The organism is Streptomyces sp. NPDC052101, from assembly GCF_040680235.1.
Classification (GTDB): domain Bacteria; phylum Actinomycetota; class Actinomycetes; order Streptomycetales; family Streptomycetaceae; genus Streptomyces.
Genome location: NZ_JBFAWH010000049.1, coordinates 1 through 19,156 on the forward strand (window position 1 = coordinate 1; position 19,156 = coordinate 19,156).

Here is a 19,156-nt window from a genome sequence, read left to right on the forward strand (position 1 = left end):
GGCTTCTTCTTGCCCATCACGCGGCGCAGGATGTCGGCCTCGCCGAGCGAGTACCCGGCGATGATCTGGGCGGCCTTCTGCACCTGCTCCTGGTAGACGATCAGGCCGTAGGTGACGTCCAGGACCTCCTTCAGAGGCTCTTCCAGCTCCTTGTGGATCGGCGTGATCTCCTGCTGGCCGTTCTTGCGCAGCGCGTAGTTGGTGTGGGAGTTCATGCCCATCGGGCCCGGCCGGTACAGGGCCGAGACGGCGGAGATGTCCTCGAAGTTGTCGGGCTTCATCAGCCGCAGCAGCGAACGCATCGGACCACCGTCGAACTGGAAGACGCCGAGGGTGTCGCCGCGCTGGAGGAGTTCGAAGGTCGTCGGGTCGTCCAGCGGCAGGGACAGCAGGTCGATGTCCAGGTCCTTGTTGGCTTTCACCATCTTGACCGCGTCGTCCATGATCGTGAGGTTGCGCAGGCCCAGGAAGTCCATCTTCAGCAGGCCCAGCGACTCACAGCTGGGGTAGTCCCACTGCGTGATCGTCACGCCGTCGGTGTGCCGCACCCACACCGGAACGTGCTCGGTGATGGTCTCGCTGGACATGATGACGCCGGCGGCATGCACGCCCATCTGCCGCACCAGGCCCTCCACACCACGCGCGGTGTCGATGACCTTCTTCACGTCCGGCTCGTTCTCGTACATCCCCCGGACCTCGCCCGCCTCCGAGTAGCGCGGGTGGCTGGAGTCGGTGATACCGGAGAGCGGGATGCCCTTGCCGAGGACGTCGGCGGGCATGGCCTTGGTGATGCGGTCGCCCATCGCGTACGGGTAGCCCAGCACACGCGCGGAGTCCTTGATCGCGTTCTTCGCCTTGATCGTGCCGTACGTGCCGATCATGGCGACCTTGTCCGCGCCGTACTTCTCCGTCACATACCGGATCACCTCGACGCGCCGGCGCTCGTCGAAGTCGATGTCGACGTCGGGCATCGAGATGCGCTCGGGGTTGAGGAACCGCTCGAAGATCAGACCGTGCGGGATCGGGTCCAGGTCGGTGATCCCCATGGCGTACGCGACGATCGAACCGGCGGCGGAGCCTCGGCCCGGGCCGACCGCGATGCCGTTGTTCTTCGCCCACATGATGAAGTCGGCGACCACCAGGAAGTAGCCGGGGAAGCCCATCGAGATGATCGTGTCCATCTCGTACTCGGCCTGCTTCTGGCGGTCCTCGGGGATGCCGCCCGGGAAGCGGCGCTCCATGCCACGGCGCACCTCCTCCTTGAACCAGGTGACCTCGGTGAATCCCTCCGGGATGTCAAACTTCGGCATGAGGTCGCGCTTCTCGAACATGCCGTCGATGTCCACCATCTCGGCGATCGACCGGGTGTTGTCACAGCCCTCCTGCCAGTAGTCCGAAGACTCCAAGGCGTACATCTCCTCGGTGGACTTCAGGTAGTAACCGCCTCCGTCCAGCTTGAAGCGGTTCGGGTCGGAGAGGTTCTTGCCGGTCTGGATGCACAGCAGGGCGTCGTGGGCGCCGGCCTCGTGCGCGTACGTGTAATGCGAGTCGTTGGTCACGAGCGGCGGGATGCCGAGCTTCCTGCCGACCTCCAGCAGGTCCGCACGGACCCGGCGCTCGATGTCGAGGTCGTGCTCCATCAGCTCCAGGAAGAAGCGGTCCTTGCCGAAGATGTCCTGGTAGTCGGCGGCCGCCTTCAGGGCCTCGTCGAACTGGCCGAGGCGCAGCCGGGTCTGCACCTCGCCGGAAGGGCAGCCGGTGGAGGCGACGATGCCCTCGGACCACTGGGCGATGGACTCCTTGTCCATCCGGGGCCACTTCGTCAGCCAGCCCTCGGCGTAGGCGTCCGAGGAGAGGCGGAAGACATTGTGCAGACCCGTCTTGTTCGTGGCCCACATCGTCAAATGGGTGTACGAGCCGCTTGCCGAGACGTCGTCCTTCTTCTGGTGCGGCTGGCCCCACAGGACCTTGCGCTTGTTCCGCCGCGACTCGGGAGCGACATACGCCTCGATCCCGATGATCGGGGTGATCCCCGCTTTCTTCGCCGAGTGGAAGAAGTCGTACGCCCCATGGAGGTTGCCGTGGTCGGACATGGCGATATGCGTCATGCCCATCTCATTGCAGGCATTGAACATGTCCTTGAGCCGCGCGGCACCGTCCAGCATCGAGTACTGGGTGTGGACGTGCAGGTGCGTGAACGGCGATTTCGGCACAGCTTGGACTCCGGGGAGAGAGGTGGCCGACGAGGAACAGTAGACCGGAGAGACTAGCCATAAGTTCCCAGCGAAACGCGGGACTTGGCCGCGCCGTACGGCCGAACCGGCTCGAAGAGCTGCTGGCGGCTTCCGGTCTCGAAAGCAACGATCGCCCCAGGCCGGCTCCTCGGCGTGCTTCGACCCCGCACTACCCCAGGCGTTCGCCGAGTCGGCGGCGCGGCGGGGTGAAGGTGTACAGGTCGAGGATGTCGGGCGCAGGAGCCATGCCCGGGCCGCCGGCGCGGACCCAGGTGATGATGTCCTCGGTCGCGTCCGCGTCGTTGACGAGCCCGAGCCAGACCGGGCGCGCACCGGCGGCCCGGCCCGCGGCGGAGGGCTGTACGACGATGACGTTGGCCTGGTCGCACACGTCGAGGCAGGCGGAGATGCGCACGGGCACCGCCGCCCGCAGTCGCGCGGTCTGCGCCGCGTGATCCACCCCGGTCACCTTGGGACTGCCGCAGCAGCAGTCCCGGCACACGACGACCCGGCACGGCGCCGCATCGTCTCCTGCCACAACCCCGTTTACCTTCGGCCTCTTGGGCACGCCGCGTCACTCTCCTCCCGGGGAGATCCGCCCCGGTGTCCGTCGAGGAGGCGACCGCGTGAGTCTCCTGGCTCCCGGGTCGTCGCTCGTCCCGCCTTGCCGCCCCGGAGGGGGGCGGTGGCCTGCCGGAACTCGCTCACCGGTCACAGTGGCGGGACCGCGCCGGATTCACACCGGCTTCCTCGGACCGCCGTCGCCTTATGTCGCCGATCATCATTCCATCACCGCCGCCGGGCCGTCACCCGGCCCTCGTGCCGGCCTCGAGCGCATGACAGCCGACGTGGATGGCCACGCCCTCGGAGCATACAGAATGTGATCGACCTGTCGCTTTCCGCACCGGATCCGGGAGCCGTGGATGCAGAACCAGGAACAGACCGTCGTACACCGTGGCAGGACCCTGGCGTGGGAGGGCTTCTGCACCGGGCCCGATCTGCTCTCCATCGAGGAACTGGAGCAGATCTCGCGGCGTCTGCTCGGGACGGATCTGGCCGGCGCGAAGAAGGCGGCCGACAAGGAGCTGCTGCCCTTCGGAGCGCCGTGCGGCCGGGTGCCGGCCATCGTGCTGGGCACCGCGTCCACGCTGAAGGGCTGCTTCGAGGCCGATGTGGCCCAGTTGGCACTCGGCCGCTCGCCGGACGACTTCTCGGCGTACAACGAGGCACGGGCGGTGTATCTGGCCGCACCGGGCGACCTGGTCGTGGGCCGGGGCGAGCCGTGGCGGCAGGCGGTGGCGGGGTCCGAGGCGGTTCCCGTGGAGGTCCCCGAACTGCGCTACTACTACCTGACGCACGCCCTGCTGGCGATGGCAGCCGACGCGCTCCCGGGCCGGCCGGCCGCACCGCTGGAGCGTCTGGTACGGCAGCTGAGCACGGCACCGCACACGGTGGTGCGGCTGTTCGCGATCGACGCCGAGGCGCGAGTGCTGCTGCTGTGGCTGAAGCGCGCGGCGGGCCTGGAGCAGCTGCGGGTGGACGCCAACGGGCCGGAGATCGCCGAGCGGTGGAACCGCAAGACGACGCTGTACCCGACGGTCGAGGACGCGCTGGGCGTCCCCGCGCCGCGGGCGGACGACGTCCCGGAGGCCACCCTCGCCGCGGAGGCCGAAGCGACCGCGTTCCACCGGGAGTTCGGGGTGCTGCTGCCCCGGCTGCCGGGCTACTCGGTGTCCCGGACGGGAGCCGACGAGGCGCTGCTGCGCCGCCGGGTGCACACGGCCGCCCGGCTGCTGCGCGAGCGGTACGGGCTGGAGCTGGGCTGCTTCAAGCCCGCCGAGGCGCTCACCGGCAGCAGGATCCGCATCGCGGTACCGCTCGCCGACGACGCGGCGCTCGACGCGCTGGCCCGCCAGGCGATGGCGACCGAGGAGGACTACGTCCTGGAGGCGCACGCCCACTACCTGCGCCACCGCGTCCCCGGCTACGAGTTCATCCTGGCGCCCTCGGCCCACGTCGTGGCCGGAGAGCCCGCCGAGGGCGGAACGGTGCAGATCACCCGGGGCAGCGTCTGGGAGGGCAGCGTCTACGTGGACGACGAGACCTGCGCCCGGTTCGACATCACGGCCGCCCAGTTCCGCGCCGTACAGGAGGGCATGGCGGCGCTGCACGGCGCGTTCCGGGGCGCGGGGCGCGACCTGGGGTTCGTCAAGGGCGGCGTGGACTTCGCCATCGCCCGTCCGGGTGGCCGTTTCGGCCGGCGGCCGGTGGTGGCCATGCAGGATCTGAACCTCTCCTCGAACGGCGCCGAGTACGTCCGGGCGTTCCTCGCCGAGGCCCGGGACGTGCTCGGCAGGCGGCAGGGGGTGTACGCGGCGACGAAGGTGGTACGGCCGTCGGTGGAGACGGATCTGAAGCGGCTGGAGGACAGCGTCGGGCGTCCCGGGCCCGAGGGGTGGGCGCGGGCGATCACCTCGGTGGCCGGGCGCTGGGGTCTGATCGGGGTCGCGGCTCCGTGTCCGCGGCAGGCGGCGCGGGAGGTGCTGGAACTGGAGCGGCGGCTGCACCGCGCGGGGCTGCTGCGCACCAGCGTGTGGGACGACTCCGTGCGGGTCCCCTGAGAGCCGGCCGTCAGGAGCGCTTCTCCTGATGCGCGGGCCGGGCCGTCTCCCGGGTGTCTGCCGCGGGCCCGGGAACACGGCCCGTCCCGCGCTCCGCGGGCGCACCGTCCCATGCCGTGGCCCGGCCGGCGTGCAGCAGCGGCCCGGTCATGACGGTGGTCAGCACCGCCATCACCACCAGGATCGAGTAGAACGCCTGGTCGATGAAGTGCAGTTGGAGGCCGACGGTGAGGATGACGATCTCGGTGAGGCCACGGGTGTTCATCAGCACCGCGAGGGTCCCCGCCGTCCGCCGGGGCAGTCCGGCCGCGGCGGCCCCGAGACCGGCACCGGCCATCTTCGTCACGACGGCGGCCACCAGCATCACCGCGAGCCCGCCCAGGTGGGCCGCACGGAACGTGGTCAGATCGACCTTGGTGCCCGCGACCACGAAGTAGAGGGGGAGCAGGATCGGTGTGGCCGACTTCTCCAGTCCGTCCATCACGGAGACCCGCAGCCGCTCCCCCGCGTTCTCCCGGGGCATGACCGCGCCGAAGGCGAACGCCCCGAAGACGAAGTGGATGCCGAGCCATTCGGTGGCCGCGCACGAGGCCATGAGCCCGGCGCACACCACGACCACGGCCGCCGCCGGATCCGCCGCCCCCTTCGCGCGCCGGCGCAGCAGCCGGGCGGCCAGCGGGCGGACCACCAGGATCAGCAGCGCCAGATAGACGGGCACGAACGCCATGTGCCAGGACTGGGTGGTGGTGAAGAGCGCGGCCACGACGGCGAGACAGGCCCAGGCGACCAGGTCGTTCACGCCGGCGGCGGCCATGGCGATCCTGCCGACGGAGGTCTGGTTGAGGCGTTGGTCGGCGAGGATCCGCGCCAGGACCGGGAAGGCGGTGACGGACAGGGCCACACCGATGAACAGCACGAATCCCGGCGCGCCCGAGGGCGCGTGGCCGGCCGCGAACGGCAGCGCGGCGAGGCAGCCGCCGACCAGGGGCAGCAGCACCGACCCGGTCGCCACGCACAGGGCCGTACGGCCGCTGCCGCGCAGGAAGGCGGGGTCCATCTCGTAGCCGATGACGAACATGAACAGAGCCAGGCCGACGTTCGCCAGCGCCCCGAGCAGCGGCTGGACCTCGTCGTACGGGACGGCGTGCCGCCAGCTCCAGGTCTGCGACAGCACGGTGGAGCCGAGCAGGACACCGGCGACGATCTCGCCGACCACCGCCGGCTGCCCCAGCCGGCGGGCGCCCGCCGCGCACAGCCGTGCCACGCCCAGGACCAGGGCCAACGCCAGGAAGAAATACGCTGTCTGATTGCCCATCAGATGATCCTCGCAGCGGTGTCCGGGGCGGCGGGACGGTTCAGCACCGCCCGGCCGATGAGGTCGCGCATCACCTCGCTGGGTCCCGCGGCGATGGTGGCGGCGCGGGCGTCGCGGTGGGCGCGCGCCGCGTAGGAGGTCTCCAGGTAGCCGTGCGCACCCTGCAGTTGCAGAGCGGTGTCGGCGAGCCGGCAGGCCAGCTCGGTGGTGTGCAGTTTGGCCATGGAGCACTCCACCGCGGGCAGTTCGCCCTGCTCGTACAGCCACGCGGTGTGGTGCACCAGCTGCCGTGCGGCTGCCAGTTCGGTCGCCAGGTCGGCGACGCGGTGCTGAATCGCCTGCTTGTGCGCGAGTGCCTCGCCGGCGACTTCGCGGGCGCGCAGGAACGCGTGCAGCTCGTCCAGGGAGCGGTCCATGCCGCCGAGGGCCAGGGTGGCGGCGACCAGGCGTTCCAGCTGCAGTCCGCGCATGAGGTAGTAGAAGCCGTTGTCGAGCCGGCCGATGAGCCGGTCGGCGGGGACCCGCACCGCGTCGAGGGTGACGGTGGCCGTGCCGGCCGCACGCCAGCCGAGGGTGCGCTGCGGGGTGCGGGTGACGCCGGGCAGGGCTGTGTCGACCACGAGCAGGGACAGCCCGGTCGCGCCCCGGGGCCCGGCCGCGCCGTCGGCCGTGCGCACCGCTGTGACGAGGAAGTCGGCGGTCATGGCGTTGCTGACCATCGACTTGGTGCCGTCGACGAGGAAATGGTCGCCGTCCCGGACGGCCGTGGTGGCGAGGCCCGACAGGTCGGCTCCGGCTCCCGGTTCGGTGATCGCCAGGGCGGCCACCCGCTCGCCCCGTACGGCCGGCGCGAGGTACTCCCGGCACAGGTCGGGCCCGCCGACCCAGGAGAGGTAGTGCGTGGCCATGTAGGCATGGACGGAGACGGCCGCCCGCAGCCCGCCGAATCCGGTACGGCCGAGTTCCTCCAGGAAGACGACCGAGGTGAACAGGTCGCGTTCGCCGCCGCCGACGGCACGCGGGTACAGCAGTCCCAGGTAACCGCGTTCGCCGAGGAGTTTCCAGACGGGGGCGGGGACGGTGTCCTGGTCCTCCCAGCGGGCGGCGTACGGCATCACCTCGGCGGCCAGGAACGCGCGCACCTCCTCGCGGAAGGCGGCGTGGCCGTCGTCGAAATAGGGAGACCTCACGATCCGTCGCTCCTTCGTCGCTCCGCCAGGCACAGCGTGATCTCGTCGTCGAGCAGCCCGAGCAGGTCCCGGGCACGTTCGTGCAGGAAGAAGTGGCCGCCGTCGATGCGGTGGGCGCGGAAACCGTGCGGCGCGAGGGTCCGCCAGGCGGCCACCGCGTCGGGCGGGGCGACATCGTCGTCCTCGCCCCAGAACACGGTGACGGGCACCGGCAGCGGGTCCGGTGCGGGGCGGGCCCAGGTCTCGGCGAGCCGGATGTCCGCGCGGAGCATCGGGTCGAGCATGGCCATCAGGCGGGGGTCGGCGAGGACGTCGGGGGGTGTGCCGGCCAGTCTGCCGAGTTCCGCGCGAAAGCCCTCCGGCGGCAGGTCGTGGATGGCGGGCAGCGCACGCGGTACGTGCGGGGCCCGGCAGCCGGAGAGCAGGACCCGCTCGGGCGGCCGGGCGAGGGGCCGTACGACGGTCTCGTAGGCCAGCATCGCGCCCATGCTGTGCCCGAACAGCAGGTAGGGGGAGGCGATGTGGTCCTCGAGCGCGGCGCCGAAATCCCGGGCCAGCGACGGCCAGTCGGGCGGGACCTGCTCCCGCAGCCGGTTCTCCCGCCCCGGCAGCCGTACGGCGACCAGTTCGATGTCGGCGGGGAGCCGCTCGGCCCACGGCCGGTACACGCCCGCTCCGGCGCCGGCGTAGGGGGCGCAGACCAGCCTCAGCCGGGCTTTTGGCCGGGGCGAGGGCCGGTGGAACCAGCGTCCCGACTCCGCGGTGCGGGTCCCTGCCGCGCCGTTCATGTCCGGCTCCTGTCGGACGACGCCTGGGACCCGGAACGGATCGGTGCCCTCCGTTTCATATTCGGCTCCTGTCCGGTGGCTGTCGCGGGGCCGCGTGGGTCGGGGCGGTTGGGGTGGGCGGAGCGGGGCGGGCGCGGGTGTGTGTCACGAAGGCGGTGCACAGGCCCGCGAGCAGGCCCCAGAAGGCGGAGCCGATGCCGAGCAGCGTCACGCCGGAGGCGGTGGTGAGGAAGGTGACCACGGCCGCCTCGCGCCATCGCTCGTCGGAGAGCGCACTGCTGAGCGAGCCGCCGATGGTGCCGAGGAGGCCCAGCCCGGCGATGCCCGCGACCAGCGCCGGGGGCAGGGCGGTGAGCAGGGAGCCCACGGCTCCGCCGAAGGTTCCGACGCAGAGGTAGAAGATGCCGGCCCAGACCGCTGCCGTGTAGCGCCGGCGGGGATTCTCGTGGGCCTCGCGGCCGGTGCAGATGGCGGCGGTGATGGCGGCGAGGTTGAGGCCGAAGCAGCCGAGGGGCGCGAGCAGCAGGTTGACTCCGCCGGTCCAGCTGATCAGCGGCGAGACCGGGACGTCGTAGCCGTCGTTGCGCAGTACCGCCACACCCGGCAGGTTCTGCGAGGCCATCGTGACCACGAACAGCGGCAGGCCCACGCTGATCAGTACCCGCCAGGAGAAGTCCGGGGCGGTGAGGACGGGCGAGGCGATGTGGAAGCGCACGCCGCCCAGGTGGAGCGAACCCTGCGCCGCCGCGGCGACGGCTCCCGTGGCCAGCGCCGCGAGGACGGCGTAGCGGGGCAGCCAGCGGCGGGAGAGCAGGTAGGCGGCGAACATCGGGAAGACCACCCCGAAGTCGCCGTGCATGCTGCTGAACAGGCGGGTCCCGAACTCCAGGAGGACTCCGGCGAGCAGCCCCGCCGCCAGGGGCACGGGGATGCGGTCCATGCCCCGCTCGAACCATCCCGTGACCCCGCACAGGGTGATGAGTGCCGCGGAGAGCAGGAAGGCGCCGACGCCCTGCGCCATGGTCGCTCCGTGCAGGCTGCTCGCCATCAGCGCCGCACCCGGTGTCGACCATGCCGTCACCACCGGCGCCCGGTACCGCAGCGAGAGGCCCACGCAGGTCACTCCCATGCCGACACCCAACGCCAGCATCCAGGAGGTGAGTTGGGCCTGGGTGGCCCCGGCGGCGCGGGCCGCCGTGAAGACGATCGCCGCCGAGCTGGTGATGCCCACCACGACGGCGATCAGTCCCGCCGCGACGGCGGACGGGGGCGCCGCCCGTCGCAGCAGGTGGTGCGTCGCGCTCATGTACGCGCTGTCCTTTCGGGATCCCCACTCGCCTCCACGGCGGCGGCCAGCGCGCCGAAGGTGCTGTCGGTGAAGATCAGATCGGGGGTGAGGGCGTCCTCACCGAGTTCGTTCTCCAGGGTCGCCATCAGGCGTACGGCGGTCAGGGAGTCGCCGCCGAGGTCGAAGAAGTCCGCGTCCAGCCGTACCGCCTGAGGGCCGAACAGCTCCGACCAGATCCGGGCGAGGACGGCGGTCCGCGGTGAGTCCGAGACGTTCCGTTCCTTGCCGGGCCCGTGGTCGTCGGTGTGGCCGAGATCGGCGGCCAGGGTGTAGCGGCCGGGCGCCGTCGCCGAGGGCAGGCGCCGGGCGACGAGGTCGCGCAGTTCCTCCTCCAGACGGCGCAGGGTGGGGCCGCCGGCGGGAGCGGTGAGGGGTGCGGGCGCGGTGCCGGCCGCGGGCCGCCGGGCGTAGACGTTGTGACAGGGCGTCAGGGCGAGGCGCGCGTCCTGTTCGCGGGCGACGTCGAAGCCGCGGCCCCGCAGTTCGGCGAGGACGGTCGTGAGGCGTCCGTCGACGTCGTGGACCTCCATCACGATCCGGTCGATGCGCGGCCACAGGTCGTCGTCGATGCCGTCCAGGACCTCGGCCTCGGCCTTCTCCACATCGATCTTCAGCAGGTCGATGCGGGCGAGGCCGTGCTCGTGGACGACGGCGGTGAGCGTGGTCACGGGCACATGGCGGGTCCGCGCGGTCATCCGGTCGGCCGCGAGGCGGTCCAGGTGTTCGCCCCGCTGGGCGTTCTCCCCGGTGAGCAGGTAGCCCTTGAGCACCTCCAGGTCCTCGGTCGTGTCGGCGAACCGGCCGGACATCACACTGTTGTTGGGGTAGAAGGTGAACTCGGTCTCGCCGCGGGTGCGGCCCAGCGCGGTGCGCAGTACGGTGGCGTCCACCTCGTGCAGCTCGGCGTTGAGGGCGAGCGCGTCGGCCAGTTCGGCTACCGGCTCGACGGCGATGATCCGGGCACCCGGGCTGCGCCGGGCCACGCAGAGGGTGAACATGCCGATGTTCGCCCCGACGTCCACCACGACGGCGCCGGCGGGCAGGGTGATGCCGTGCCGGAAGTAGGCGTTGTCGGTGAAGATCTCGCGGTGGAGGAACTCCGTCTCGCTGCGGTTGAGTCCGGCCACCCGCATCTCTGCCGCGGGTTCGTGCCAGCCGAGGGCGGCACCGAGCCGGCCGGCGGCCGCCAGGGCGGCGGAGCGGTGCAGCACACCGGCTCCGACGGGGTCGGGCACGATCCGGGCGTGCCCGGTCCCGTCGGGGCCCTCGGTGACGACGGCGTCGGCCACGGCGGGGTGTTCCCTGAGCACATCGGCCAGTTGCTTGCGCCGGGCGCTGTCGGCGATCTCGTTCATGTGCCCTTCCGGTCCGGGACGGTCACGGTGTGCAGGAACTCCCTGGCGAGGGCGACCAGTTCACCACCTCCGTCGAAGGCGGTCAGATGGTCGCCGTCGGGCATCGTACGCAGCTCGGCCCGGGGCAGCCGGGCGGCGACGAGCTTGGAGCCGGCGGGGTGGGCCGTGGTGTCCCGGTCGCTGGTGACGACCAGCGCCGGCTGCGGGGCGTCGAGCAGCCGACGGCAGTCGGCCGACATGATCGCCCCGTTCAACAGCCCATAGCGGTGGAGCAGTTCGGGAGTCGCGTAGGGGTGGATGAGGTAGTGGGCGATGTCCGGGCGCAGGGCGTCCAGTGTGCTGGGCCGGCTCATCAGCCGGTGCATGGCCGCCGCCTGTGCGGGGCCGCGGGAGACCATGGCGAGCAGGGACTCCACGTCCCGCTGGTGGGCCGTCTTGGGTGCCTCGCCGCCGAGTTCGTAGTCGCCGTGCCACAGGCTCAGGGAGGTGATCCGGTCCGAGCGGGCGGCCGCCGCCAGGGCGACGACCGCTCCCCCGCACAGGCCGAGCGCGTGGGCCGCGGCGATGCCGAACCCGTCGAGGACGGCCAGTACGTCCTCGCTCTGGGCGTCGAGCGTGTGTCCGGCCAGGTCGCCGAGGCCCGCGCCGTCGTCGGCGGCGAACAGGCCACGGCTCTCCCAGGTCACGACCCGGTACTCCGGGGCCAGGGCGCCCAGCCATCGCGCCACCAGCCCCACGGGCATGCCGCAGGCGCTGACGACGGCGACGGCCGGGGCGTCCTCGGGGCCCGCCGCCCAGCAACGGAGCGGCGTGCCGTCCCGCGCGGACACCGTCACGGCCGGCCCCGGAAAGGCGGCGAGGGCCGCCCGCGCCGCCCGCTGCGGCTCGCCGTCGGCCATGGCGCCGGGCGCGCGCAGCGCCAGCCGCCTGCTGACCGCGAGTTCCACCGCGGTCAGCCCGTCCGGCTCGCCCACCACCTCGACCCCGGGCAGGCCGAGGGCGACGGTGACCTGGTCGAGCACGTCCTGGGCCACCGGCAGGGCCCCGGCGGCGAGCGGTTCGGCGGGCGCCACCCGTATCCGCCCGGGTACGGCGCGGGTGATCGACGCCGTGTCCAGCAGGGCGTGGGCGAGCGCGGCCGGCGAGCCGTCGCCGGGGGCGCCGCCCGCTGCGGACGGCGTGGGCATCAGGCCCCCGCCGGCGACTGCGTCACAAAGGGGTGGTCGCGGGTGGTGCGGGTGGCGATCCGGTTGTGGCCGTACCGGTCGGCGCCGCTGACCAGTACCGCGCCGTAGCGGTCCAGGCCGACCTGGCCGCCGTACTCCTCGATCGCGTCCGTGCCGGGGTAGATCTGCACGGCCGTGGGCACATAGCGGGCGGCGAAGCCCATCCGCATGTCCCTGGTACGGCCCTCGTGCGGATGCGAGGCGTGCATCAGGGTGGACCAGAACATGATGAACTGGCCCGCCCTCATCTCCATCGAGACGGCCTCCGACTCGTCCGGCTTCCAGTCCGGGTCGATCTGCAGCTCACGGTAGTCGTAACCGAAGAACCCCCGCCGCACGCCGTCCTTCTCCACGCTCGTGTTCTGCTCCGGCGCGTAGTGCATGCGCTTCGTCTCGTCGTAGTGCATCGTGCGATGGGTGCCCGGGATGAACTGCAGGCATCCCATCTCCGCGCTCGCCTCGGTGAACGCGCACCACACGGTGATCGTCCCACCGAAGTCCGAACCGCCCGGCCACTGGATCTGCGGGGTGCCGGAGGCGTTGGCGAACGTGTCCGCCTGATGCCAGTCGGTTCCCTCGTCCCCCGGGTACTTGGGGAAGAACTCGGTGCGCCAGCACAGCACATCGGGGCCCAGCACCGAGGCGACCCGGTGCGCGATCTCGGGGCGTGTGATGTGCTGTGCCAGGAAGCCGTGGTCGAGGTGGCGGTCGTAGTTGGAGATGTTCGTCGCTGCGGAGACGGCCGCGTCGTCGCTGTAGACCGCCGCGCTGCGGTCCAGCAGCTCCAGCCGGGTACGCCCCCAGGTCTTCTTGATCTCGTCCGGCTGGTACAGCGTGAACGGACCCGCGTAGCCGTTGCGGTGGAAGGCGGCGAGGTCCTCGGGGCTCAGCGAGAAATCGGGCAGTGCGCTCATGCGTCCTCCGTCGTGGAAGTGGTACGGCAGGCCGGTGCGCCCGTGCCTCAGGCAGTCGGTGCCGGGCCGGACAGCACCGAGTCGACCTGGCGGGCCAGGGCCTCGACCGTCGCACCCTCGATCAGCACCGTGATGTCCAGGTCCATGCCGAACTCCTCGTTGACTTGGCCGAACATGCGCAGCAGCGACAGCGAGGTGCCGCCGAGGTCGAAGAAGTCGGTGTCCCGGCCGACCTCCGGCAGCTCCAGCACGGACTGCCAGATCAGCGCGATCCGCCGCTCGGTGCCGGTGAGTTCACCGGCTTCGTCGGGCTCGACGGCGACCGGTGCGAGTGCCACCCCGGCGGTCGGCTCGGGCAGCCGGGCCCTGTCGACCTTGCCGTTGAGCGTGAGCGGCAGTTCGGGCAGGACGACATACGCCGAGGGGCGCATGTGCGGCGGCAGGACGGCCGCGGCGCGCTCACCGAGCCGGGGTGCGAGGACGTCCGCCGGGGTGCCGGAGGCGACATAGGCGACGATGCGTGTGTCCCGCGCGCCGTAGATGTGTGTGTCCCCCGCCCCGTGGTCGCGTGCGTCCCCTGCCCCGTGGACATGTGCGTCTCCCGCCCCGTATGCGTGGGCGACCGCCACGGCCGCCGACACCTCCGCCTGCTGTACGAGGACGGCCTCGATCTCGCCGGGCTCGACGCGGTAGCCGCGGATCTTCATCTGGTCGTCGGCGCGGCCGAGATAGCCGTAGCCGCCGTCGGCGAGCGCCGTCACGCGGTCGCCCGTGCGGTAGCAGCGCAGCGCCGTGCCGTCCGGTCCGGGGACGTCGACGAAACGCTCCTTGTTCAGTTCGGGGCGTCCCAGATATCCGCGGGCCAGCCCCGGCCCGGACAGATACAGCTCGCCCGGGGAGCCGTCGGCCACCGGCCGGCCGTCCTCGTCCAGCACATGGAATCCGAGGTCCGGCAACGGCACCCCGATCGGACTGACCCCTGGTGCGGCGATGTCGTCGGCGGTGAGCGGCCGGTAGGAGGCGTGCACCGTGGCCTCGGTGATGCCGTACATGTTGACCAGGCGCGGCAGTTCGCCGCCGTGACGGTCGAACCAGCCACGCAGGGCGGCGGGTTCCAGCCGTTCCCCGCCGAACACCACGACCCGCAGGGCGGTCAGTGGATGCCCGGACGTCCCGTCCACGGCGGCCAGTCGCGCGAACGCGGACGGCGTCTGGTTCAGTACGGTGACGCGCTGTTCCCGGAGCAGTTCGTGGAAGGCCTCCGGTGAACGAGCGGCGGTCCGGGGGACGATGACGAGCCGGCCGCCGAACAGCAGCGCGCCCCAGAACTCCCACACGGAGAAGTCGAAGGCCACGGAGTGGAACAGGGCCCAGACGTCGTTCTCGTCGAACCCGAACCAGTCCCGGGTGACGTCGAAGAGCCGGACGACGTTGCGGTGTTCCACCTCGACGCCCTTGGGTACGCCGGTGGACCCGGATGTGTAGATCACATAGGCGAGATCGCCCGGGGCCGACCCGGCCGGTGGCTCCGGTTCGGCGGCCGACTCGTCGAGGAGGACGACATCGACCCCCAAGTCACCCAAGGACTGGGCGAGTTCGGCGGTGGTGACGACATGGGTGGCGCCGCTGTCCTTGAGGGTCCAGGCGATCCGCTCCTCGGGATAGCCGGGGTCGATGGGGACATAGGCGGCACCGGACTTGAGGATGCCGAGCAGACCGACGGCCAGTCCACTGGTGCGCGGGACCAGCAGGGCGACCGGAGAACCGGTTTCCGCTCCTGCCTCCCGCAGTCGCCGGGCGACCGCTCCCGCCCGATCGTCGAGTTCCTGATAGGTGAGTTCCCGGTCGTCGGCCGTCACCGCGACCCGGCCCGGGAAGCGTGTGACGACATTTTCGAACAGCTCGGTGAGTGAGCGTTCCCCTGATTCCACTCTGAATCCATCCTGTTCGACGGACGGTATCCGGCGCCATGGGCCTTTCGGGGTGCCGGGTGCGGGCAGAGGCCCGCAGGTGATGATCTTCGGAAAAGGCGCGCAGATATACGCCTACGCCTCATGGCCCAGTCAGCATACTACGCAGGCACATTCAGCCGACGGTGGTTCAACTTCCCTGATCATGCCTCAAGGACACTCCCCAACGGCGTAATACACGCCACATTGAGAGTCGGGGACTTGTGCGAGGTCCGGGCGAACTCCAGCCATCTTTACAGAAGACATGGGCACCTATCAAGCCAATGGCGAGAATTCTCCCGTTTCAGAATGATCGACGTCTCAGCGAATTCACAACATGGCTGAACAAACGGGGCGGCGGAAGATCCGATCTTCCGTACCCGCGGCGCGATTCGGCCATTTCCGGGGATTTTCCGAGGAGTTTCTCAAAGGCCGGACATCAGGTCGCCGGCGTCTGCGCGTTCCGGTCCGGACCGGTGGGGCGGTCGCGCCAGGCGGGGCCCAGCGCGAGGACGATCAGCGCACCGGTGCAGACGAAACCCCAGGGGTAGCCGATCTGTTGGACGAGCAGGCCGAAGCCCACGGCGCCGACGCCCATGCCCGCGTCGTAGGCGATGTTCCACAGGGCGCTCACGGTGCCGTATCCGGAGGCGGGCACCCGCGCGTACATCAGGGCCAGCGTGGCGTTCTGGGTGACGCCGAAGCCGATGCCGAACACGGCCACACCCGCGACGACGGCGACCGCGCTGTGGGTGTACGCCGTGACGAGCATGCCCGCGGCCGACAGGGCGAGCCCCGGCAGGACCAGCCGGGACGATCCCGTCCGGTCGCCCTGGCGGCCGGCCACCCAACGGGCCACGGCCGCCCCCGCGGGCTGCACGAACAGGGCCGCGGCCACCAGCCCCGCGGACGCCGAGGGAACCGCGAGCGGCAGGAAGGTCACCACGATCCCGGCGGCCAGCGCCGTGACCGCGAACAGGGCCGCGGGCCGGAAGAGGGCCGGGTTGCGGACGCCGTCGAGGATGCCGATCCGCGGTCCGGCCATGACCTCCCGCTCGGGCAGGCCCGGAATCGACAGGATCGCGGCCAGCGCGCACACACCGGCGGCCACCCCCACCGGTGCGTACCCCACCTCGGACGCCAGCCAGACACCCAGGGGCAGCCCCACCAGCGAGGGCACGCCCGAGACGATGCCGACCACGGCCAGCCCTTCCCCCCGCCGCTCGGCGGGGATCAGCGACGCGGTCAGCGCTCCGCCCGCGACGACCGTCAGGGCGAACCCCGCACCGCGCAGCAGACAGACCACCGTGATCCACCCGATGCCGGAGAACGCCGTCAGCGCCAGCGCCGGTGCGCCGAGCAGCAACAGCCCCGCCCCCAGGGTCAGCCGGTGTCCGAAGCGGGCGATGAACCGCGGTGCCCCGAATTCGCCCGCGACCGTGGCCAGCATCAGGGCGCCCGTGGTCGCCCCGGCGCCGTTGCCCCCGGCGCCCGAGTCCTTCGCGTACAGGGGGACGACCGACAGCAGCAGGTAGAAGCTCGCCGAGGCGCCGATCACGCTCACGAAGCGGAGCAGCAGCGGACGCGTCACCAGCGGTGGCCGGTGCTCGGGCCGCGCCGCCGGCGACGAGGGCTTCCTCGGGTTGGTGGTGGTCATGGGGGAACGCTAGGAAGCTATCAGCTCACCGGTAAGCTCCAATTCCATGTCTCCTGAGTGGGCCAATGCGTCGTCTCCCACATGGGCCAACGCGTCGTCGGAGCTGCTCGTCGCCATCGACCGCGACAGCGCCGAACCCCTGCGGTCCCAGCTGGAACGCCAGGTGCGCGAGGCGATCCGCACCGGCCGGCTGCGGGTCGGCGAACGGCTTCCGCCCTCCCGTGAACTCGCCGGCGCGCTGGGGCTGTCCAGGGGGCTGGTCCAGGACGCCTACGCCCAGCTGCGGTCCGAGGGCTATCTGGTGGCGCGCGTGGGCTCCGGCACCCGGGTGGCCGCCGGTGCCTGCCCGCCGCCCGCGGCGCCGGCCCCGCAGGCCGGGACACCGCCGCGTCTGCTGGCCGACTTCCGCTGGGGGGTGCCGGACCTGAGCGCGTTTCCGCTCTCCGACTGGCTGTGGGCCGTGCGGGAGGCCGCCCGGAGCATGCCGGTGGCGCAGCTGGACTACGGCGACCCCCGCGGCAGCGCGGTGCTGCGCGAGGTGGTCGCCGGCTACGCGCGCCGGGTACGTGCGGCGGCGGCCGACCCCGAGCACACCGTCATCTGCTCGGGGTACGCCCAGGGCCTGTCGCTGGCCCTGCACGCCCTGGCGCTGAGCGGGGTGCGGTGCGTCGCCTACGAGGATCCCGGCTCGCCCGCCTCCGTCCGGGCGGCCGCCGCGGCGGCGGGACTGACGGCGGTCCCGGTGCCCGTGGACGAACAGGGCATCGACGTCCGGGCGTTGGCCGCCAGCGGCGCTCGGGCGGTCGTCGTCACTCCGGCCCACCAGTGGCCGACCGGTGTGGTGCTCGGTCCCGAGCGGCGGCGGGCCCTGATCGGCTGGGCGGCCGGGCACGACGCGGTGGTCATCGAGGACGACTACGACGCCGAGTTCCGCTACGACCGCGAGCCGGTCGGTGCCCTGCAGGGGCTCGCGGCGGACCGGGTCGTCTCCATCGGCACCGTCAGCAAGTCCCTGGCTCCGGCGCTGCGCATCGGCTGGGTGCTGTGTCCGCCGGCGCTCACCGAGGTACTCGTGTCGGTCAAGCACCTCAGCGACCGGGGCTCGCCCGTCCTCGACCAGCTCGCCCTCGCCAGGATGATCGAGTCGGGCCGTTTCGACCGGCATCTGCGGCGGATGCGCACGACCTACGCGGCACGGCGTACCGCGCTGCTGCGCGCGGTCGCGGAGCACGCCCCGGGCGTCGCCGTGACGGGCCTCGCCGCCGGCTTCCATGCCGTGGCCCATCTGCGGGAGGAGGCCGACGAGGCCGCGCTCGTCGCCGCCGCCCGGGCCCGGTCGGTCGGCCTGTACGGCATGAGCGCCTGCCGCACCTCGCGGGCGACCGCTCCGGCCCAACTCGTCCTCGGTTTCGGCAATGTCGGGGAACGCGCCGTCACCGCCGGCATCGCCGCGATCGGTGACCTGCTGACCGGCCGTGACGTGGCCGGCTCGGCAGAAGGGCCGCAAGAGCCGGCAGGGTCACCCGGGTCAGAAGGGTGAGAGCCTCATCCGCGACGCGGCCCTCAGTGCCGTATCGAGGTCCTCGGTGAGCCGGGCGGCCGTGTGGGCGGCGCCGCCGGTCAGCCTGAGTATCTCCCTCAGCGGCTGCCACACCGCATGCCGGGCCGCCGGCGGCTGCTCCCGGCGCGCGGGCCGGCACAGTTCCAGGATGGTGCAGAGTGCGGGGACCTGGAGCGCGGCGCCACGGACCAGCTCGGCGGGCCCCCGGGTGCGCTCGTGGAACTCGGCCACGGCAGAAGGCAGTTCACCGGGTCCGGGGTGTCCGAAGGTGCCGGCGGGCACCGTCCGGACTCCGGTGACCAGCTCGTCCAGGGCCTGGACGGTGCCGGTCAGCGCCTGCCCGACCTCGACCAGCGGCGCGGGTGCCGTGGGCCCGGCCGGACCGGCGGCGGCCAGGCCGGCCTCCTCGGCGAAGACGGTGGCCAGGGCGCGGTCCGGGCCGTGGAGTACGGCGGGCAGCCCGTCGTCCAGCAGCCCGGCGAGCCGCCCGTCCGCCTCGGCGACCGAGCGCTGGCCGTCGACCGCCCACGCCCTGCGGCCGGGAACGGCCCGCGCGGGCAGGGCTGTCAGCACGCGCTGCAGGTCCCCCCGGACCAGCCGCAGGGCGCGCCCGCACACCAGCAGCGCCGCGGTGTCGAGGATGTCCTGGCTCGTCGCGCCGCGATGCACATACGGCGCGGCATCGGCGTCCAGCTTGGCGACGACCCGGGTGAACGCGCCGATCAGCTCGGCGACGGGGTCGGCGGTCCCCCGGGCACGTACGGCGATGTCCCGGGCGTTGACGCTCTCCGCCCTGGCCGCGGCGGTGATGAGCGCCGCGGCCTTCTCGGGCACCGTCCCCAGCCGGGCCTGTGCGCGCGCCAGCGCGGCCTCGGCGTCCAGCATGGCCTGCAGCCAGGCCTGGTCGCTGACCGCGCGCTCCACTGGTGTTCCCGCCCGGAGGGGGGAGAGCAGACCGGTGTCCCGGTCGGCCGCTGGGCTCTTCATGCGAGGGGCTC

14 protein-coding genes and 1 riboswitch are annotated in these 19,156 nt (G+C 72.0%); of the genes, 2 read left to right on the top strand and 12 right to left on the bottom strand.

Features of this window, described 5'->3' with window-relative positions; all coding sequences use genetic code 11:
* Window positions 1-2,213: DNA polymerase III subunit alpha (gene dnaE, locus AB0L75_RS40100; protein WP_365191216.1), on the bottom strand; the 2,213-nt coding region annotated here is incomplete at its 3' end.
* A gap of 190 nt (window positions 2,214-2,403) precedes the next feature.
* Window positions 2,404-2,802, bottom strand: coding sequence for a (2Fe-2S) ferredoxin domain-containing protein (locus tag AB0L75_RS40105; protein WP_365191217.1), 399 nt, complete (start codon window positions 2,800-2,802; stop codon window positions 2,404-2,406).
* 60 nt (window positions 2,803-2,862) lie between these two features.
* Window positions 2,863-2,986, bottom strand: a riboswitch (cobalamin riboswitch).
* Window positions 2,987-3,157: 171 nt separating this feature from the next.
* On the opposite strand from AB0L75_RS40105, the gene AB0L75_RS40110 reads away from it, so the two are divergent.
* Window positions 3,158-4,855: a hypothetical protein gene (locus AB0L75_RS40110; RefSeq protein WP_365191218.1), complete on the top strand. Its 1,698-nt coding sequence runs from the start codon at window positions 3,158-3,160 to the stop codon at window positions 4,853-4,855.
* A 10-nt stretch (window positions 4,856-4,865) separates the two neighbouring features.
* Here the strand turns inward: AB0L75_RS40110 and AB0L75_RS40115 are convergent, their stop codons facing one another.
* From AB0L75_RS40115 to AB0L75_RS40155, 9 genes are all read right to left on the bottom strand, one after another.
* Complete coding sequence (locus AB0L75_RS40115) at window positions 4,866-6,170, bottom strand: cation:proton antiporter (RefSeq protein WP_365191219.1); 1,305 nt, start codon at window positions 6,168-6,170, stop codon at window positions 4,866-4,868.
* Window positions 6,170-7,360 carry an acyl-CoA dehydrogenase family protein gene (locus tag AB0L75_RS40120; protein ID WP_365191220.1) on the bottom strand — a complete coding sequence of 397 codons (1,191 nt, stop codon included), beginning with the start codon at window positions 7,358-7,360 and terminating at the stop codon, window positions 6,170-6,172. Before AB0L75_RS40120 ends, AB0L75_RS40115 begins: the two co-directional genes overlap by 1 nt.
* Window positions 7,357-8,148: an alpha/beta fold hydrolase gene (locus AB0L75_RS40125; protein WP_365191221.1), complete on the bottom strand. Its 792-nt coding sequence runs from the start codon at window positions 8,146-8,148 to the stop codon at window positions 7,357-7,359. Before AB0L75_RS40125 ends, AB0L75_RS40120 begins: the two co-directional genes overlap by 4 nt.
* 55 nt (window positions 8,149-8,203) lie before the next feature.
* Complete coding sequence (locus AB0L75_RS40130) at window positions 8,204-9,454, bottom strand: benzoate/H(+) symporter BenE family transporter (protein ID WP_365191222.1); 1,251 nt, start codon at window positions 9,452-9,454, stop codon at window positions 8,204-8,206.
* Window positions 9,451-10,851, bottom strand: coding sequence for an FkbM family methyltransferase (locus tag AB0L75_RS40135; RefSeq protein WP_365191223.1), 1,401 nt, complete (start codon window positions 10,849-10,851; stop codon window positions 9,451-9,453). Before AB0L75_RS40135 ends, AB0L75_RS40130 begins: the two co-directional genes overlap by 4 nt.
* Window positions 10,848-12,038, bottom strand: coding sequence for an alpha/beta hydrolase (locus AB0L75_RS40140; protein WP_365191224.1), 1,191 nt, complete (start codon window positions 12,036-12,038; stop codon window positions 10,848-10,850). Before AB0L75_RS40140 ends, AB0L75_RS40135 begins: the two co-directional genes overlap by 4 nt.
* Entirely contained in the window at window positions 12,038-12,991 is a 954-nt protein-coding gene (locus AB0L75_RS40145) for a chlorinating enzyme (RefSeq protein WP_365191225.1), read from the bottom strand. The genes AB0L75_RS40140 and AB0L75_RS40145 overlap by 1 nt, the downstream gene beginning before the upstream one ends.
* 47 nt (window positions 12,992-13,038) lie before the next feature.
* Window positions 13,039-14,922 carry an amino acid adenylation domain-containing protein gene (locus AB0L75_RS40150; RefSeq protein WP_365191226.1) on the bottom strand — a complete coding sequence of 628 codons (1,884 nt, stop codon included), beginning with the start codon at window positions 14,920-14,922 and terminating at the stop codon, window positions 13,039-13,041.
* A gap of 457 nt (window positions 14,923-15,379) precedes the next feature.
* The gene (locus tag AB0L75_RS40155; protein ID WP_365191227.1) at window positions 15,380-16,597 is read right to left on the bottom strand and encodes an MFS transporter; all 1,218 of its coding nucleotides are present in this window, start codon (window positions 16,595-16,597) and stop codon (window positions 15,380-15,382) included.
* A 46-nt stretch (window positions 16,598-16,643) separates the two neighbouring features.
* Between AB0L75_RS40155 and AB0L75_RS40160 the strand changes: the two genes are divergently transcribed.
* Window positions 16,644-18,137: a PLP-dependent aminotransferase family protein gene (locus AB0L75_RS40160; protein ID WP_365191228.1), complete on the top strand. Its 1,494-nt coding sequence runs from the start codon at window positions 16,644-16,646 to the stop codon at window positions 18,135-18,137.
* Here the strand turns inward: AB0L75_RS40160 and AB0L75_RS40165 are convergent.
* Window positions 18,126-19,145, bottom strand: a complete 1,020-nt coding sequence (locus tag AB0L75_RS40165; protein WP_365191229.1) for a lyase family protein — start codon at window positions 19,143-19,145, stop codon at window positions 18,126-18,128. The two genes, AB0L75_RS40160 and AB0L75_RS40165, sit on opposite strands and share 12 nt — an antisense overlap.
* Window positions 19,146-19,156: the final 11 nt, after the last annotated feature.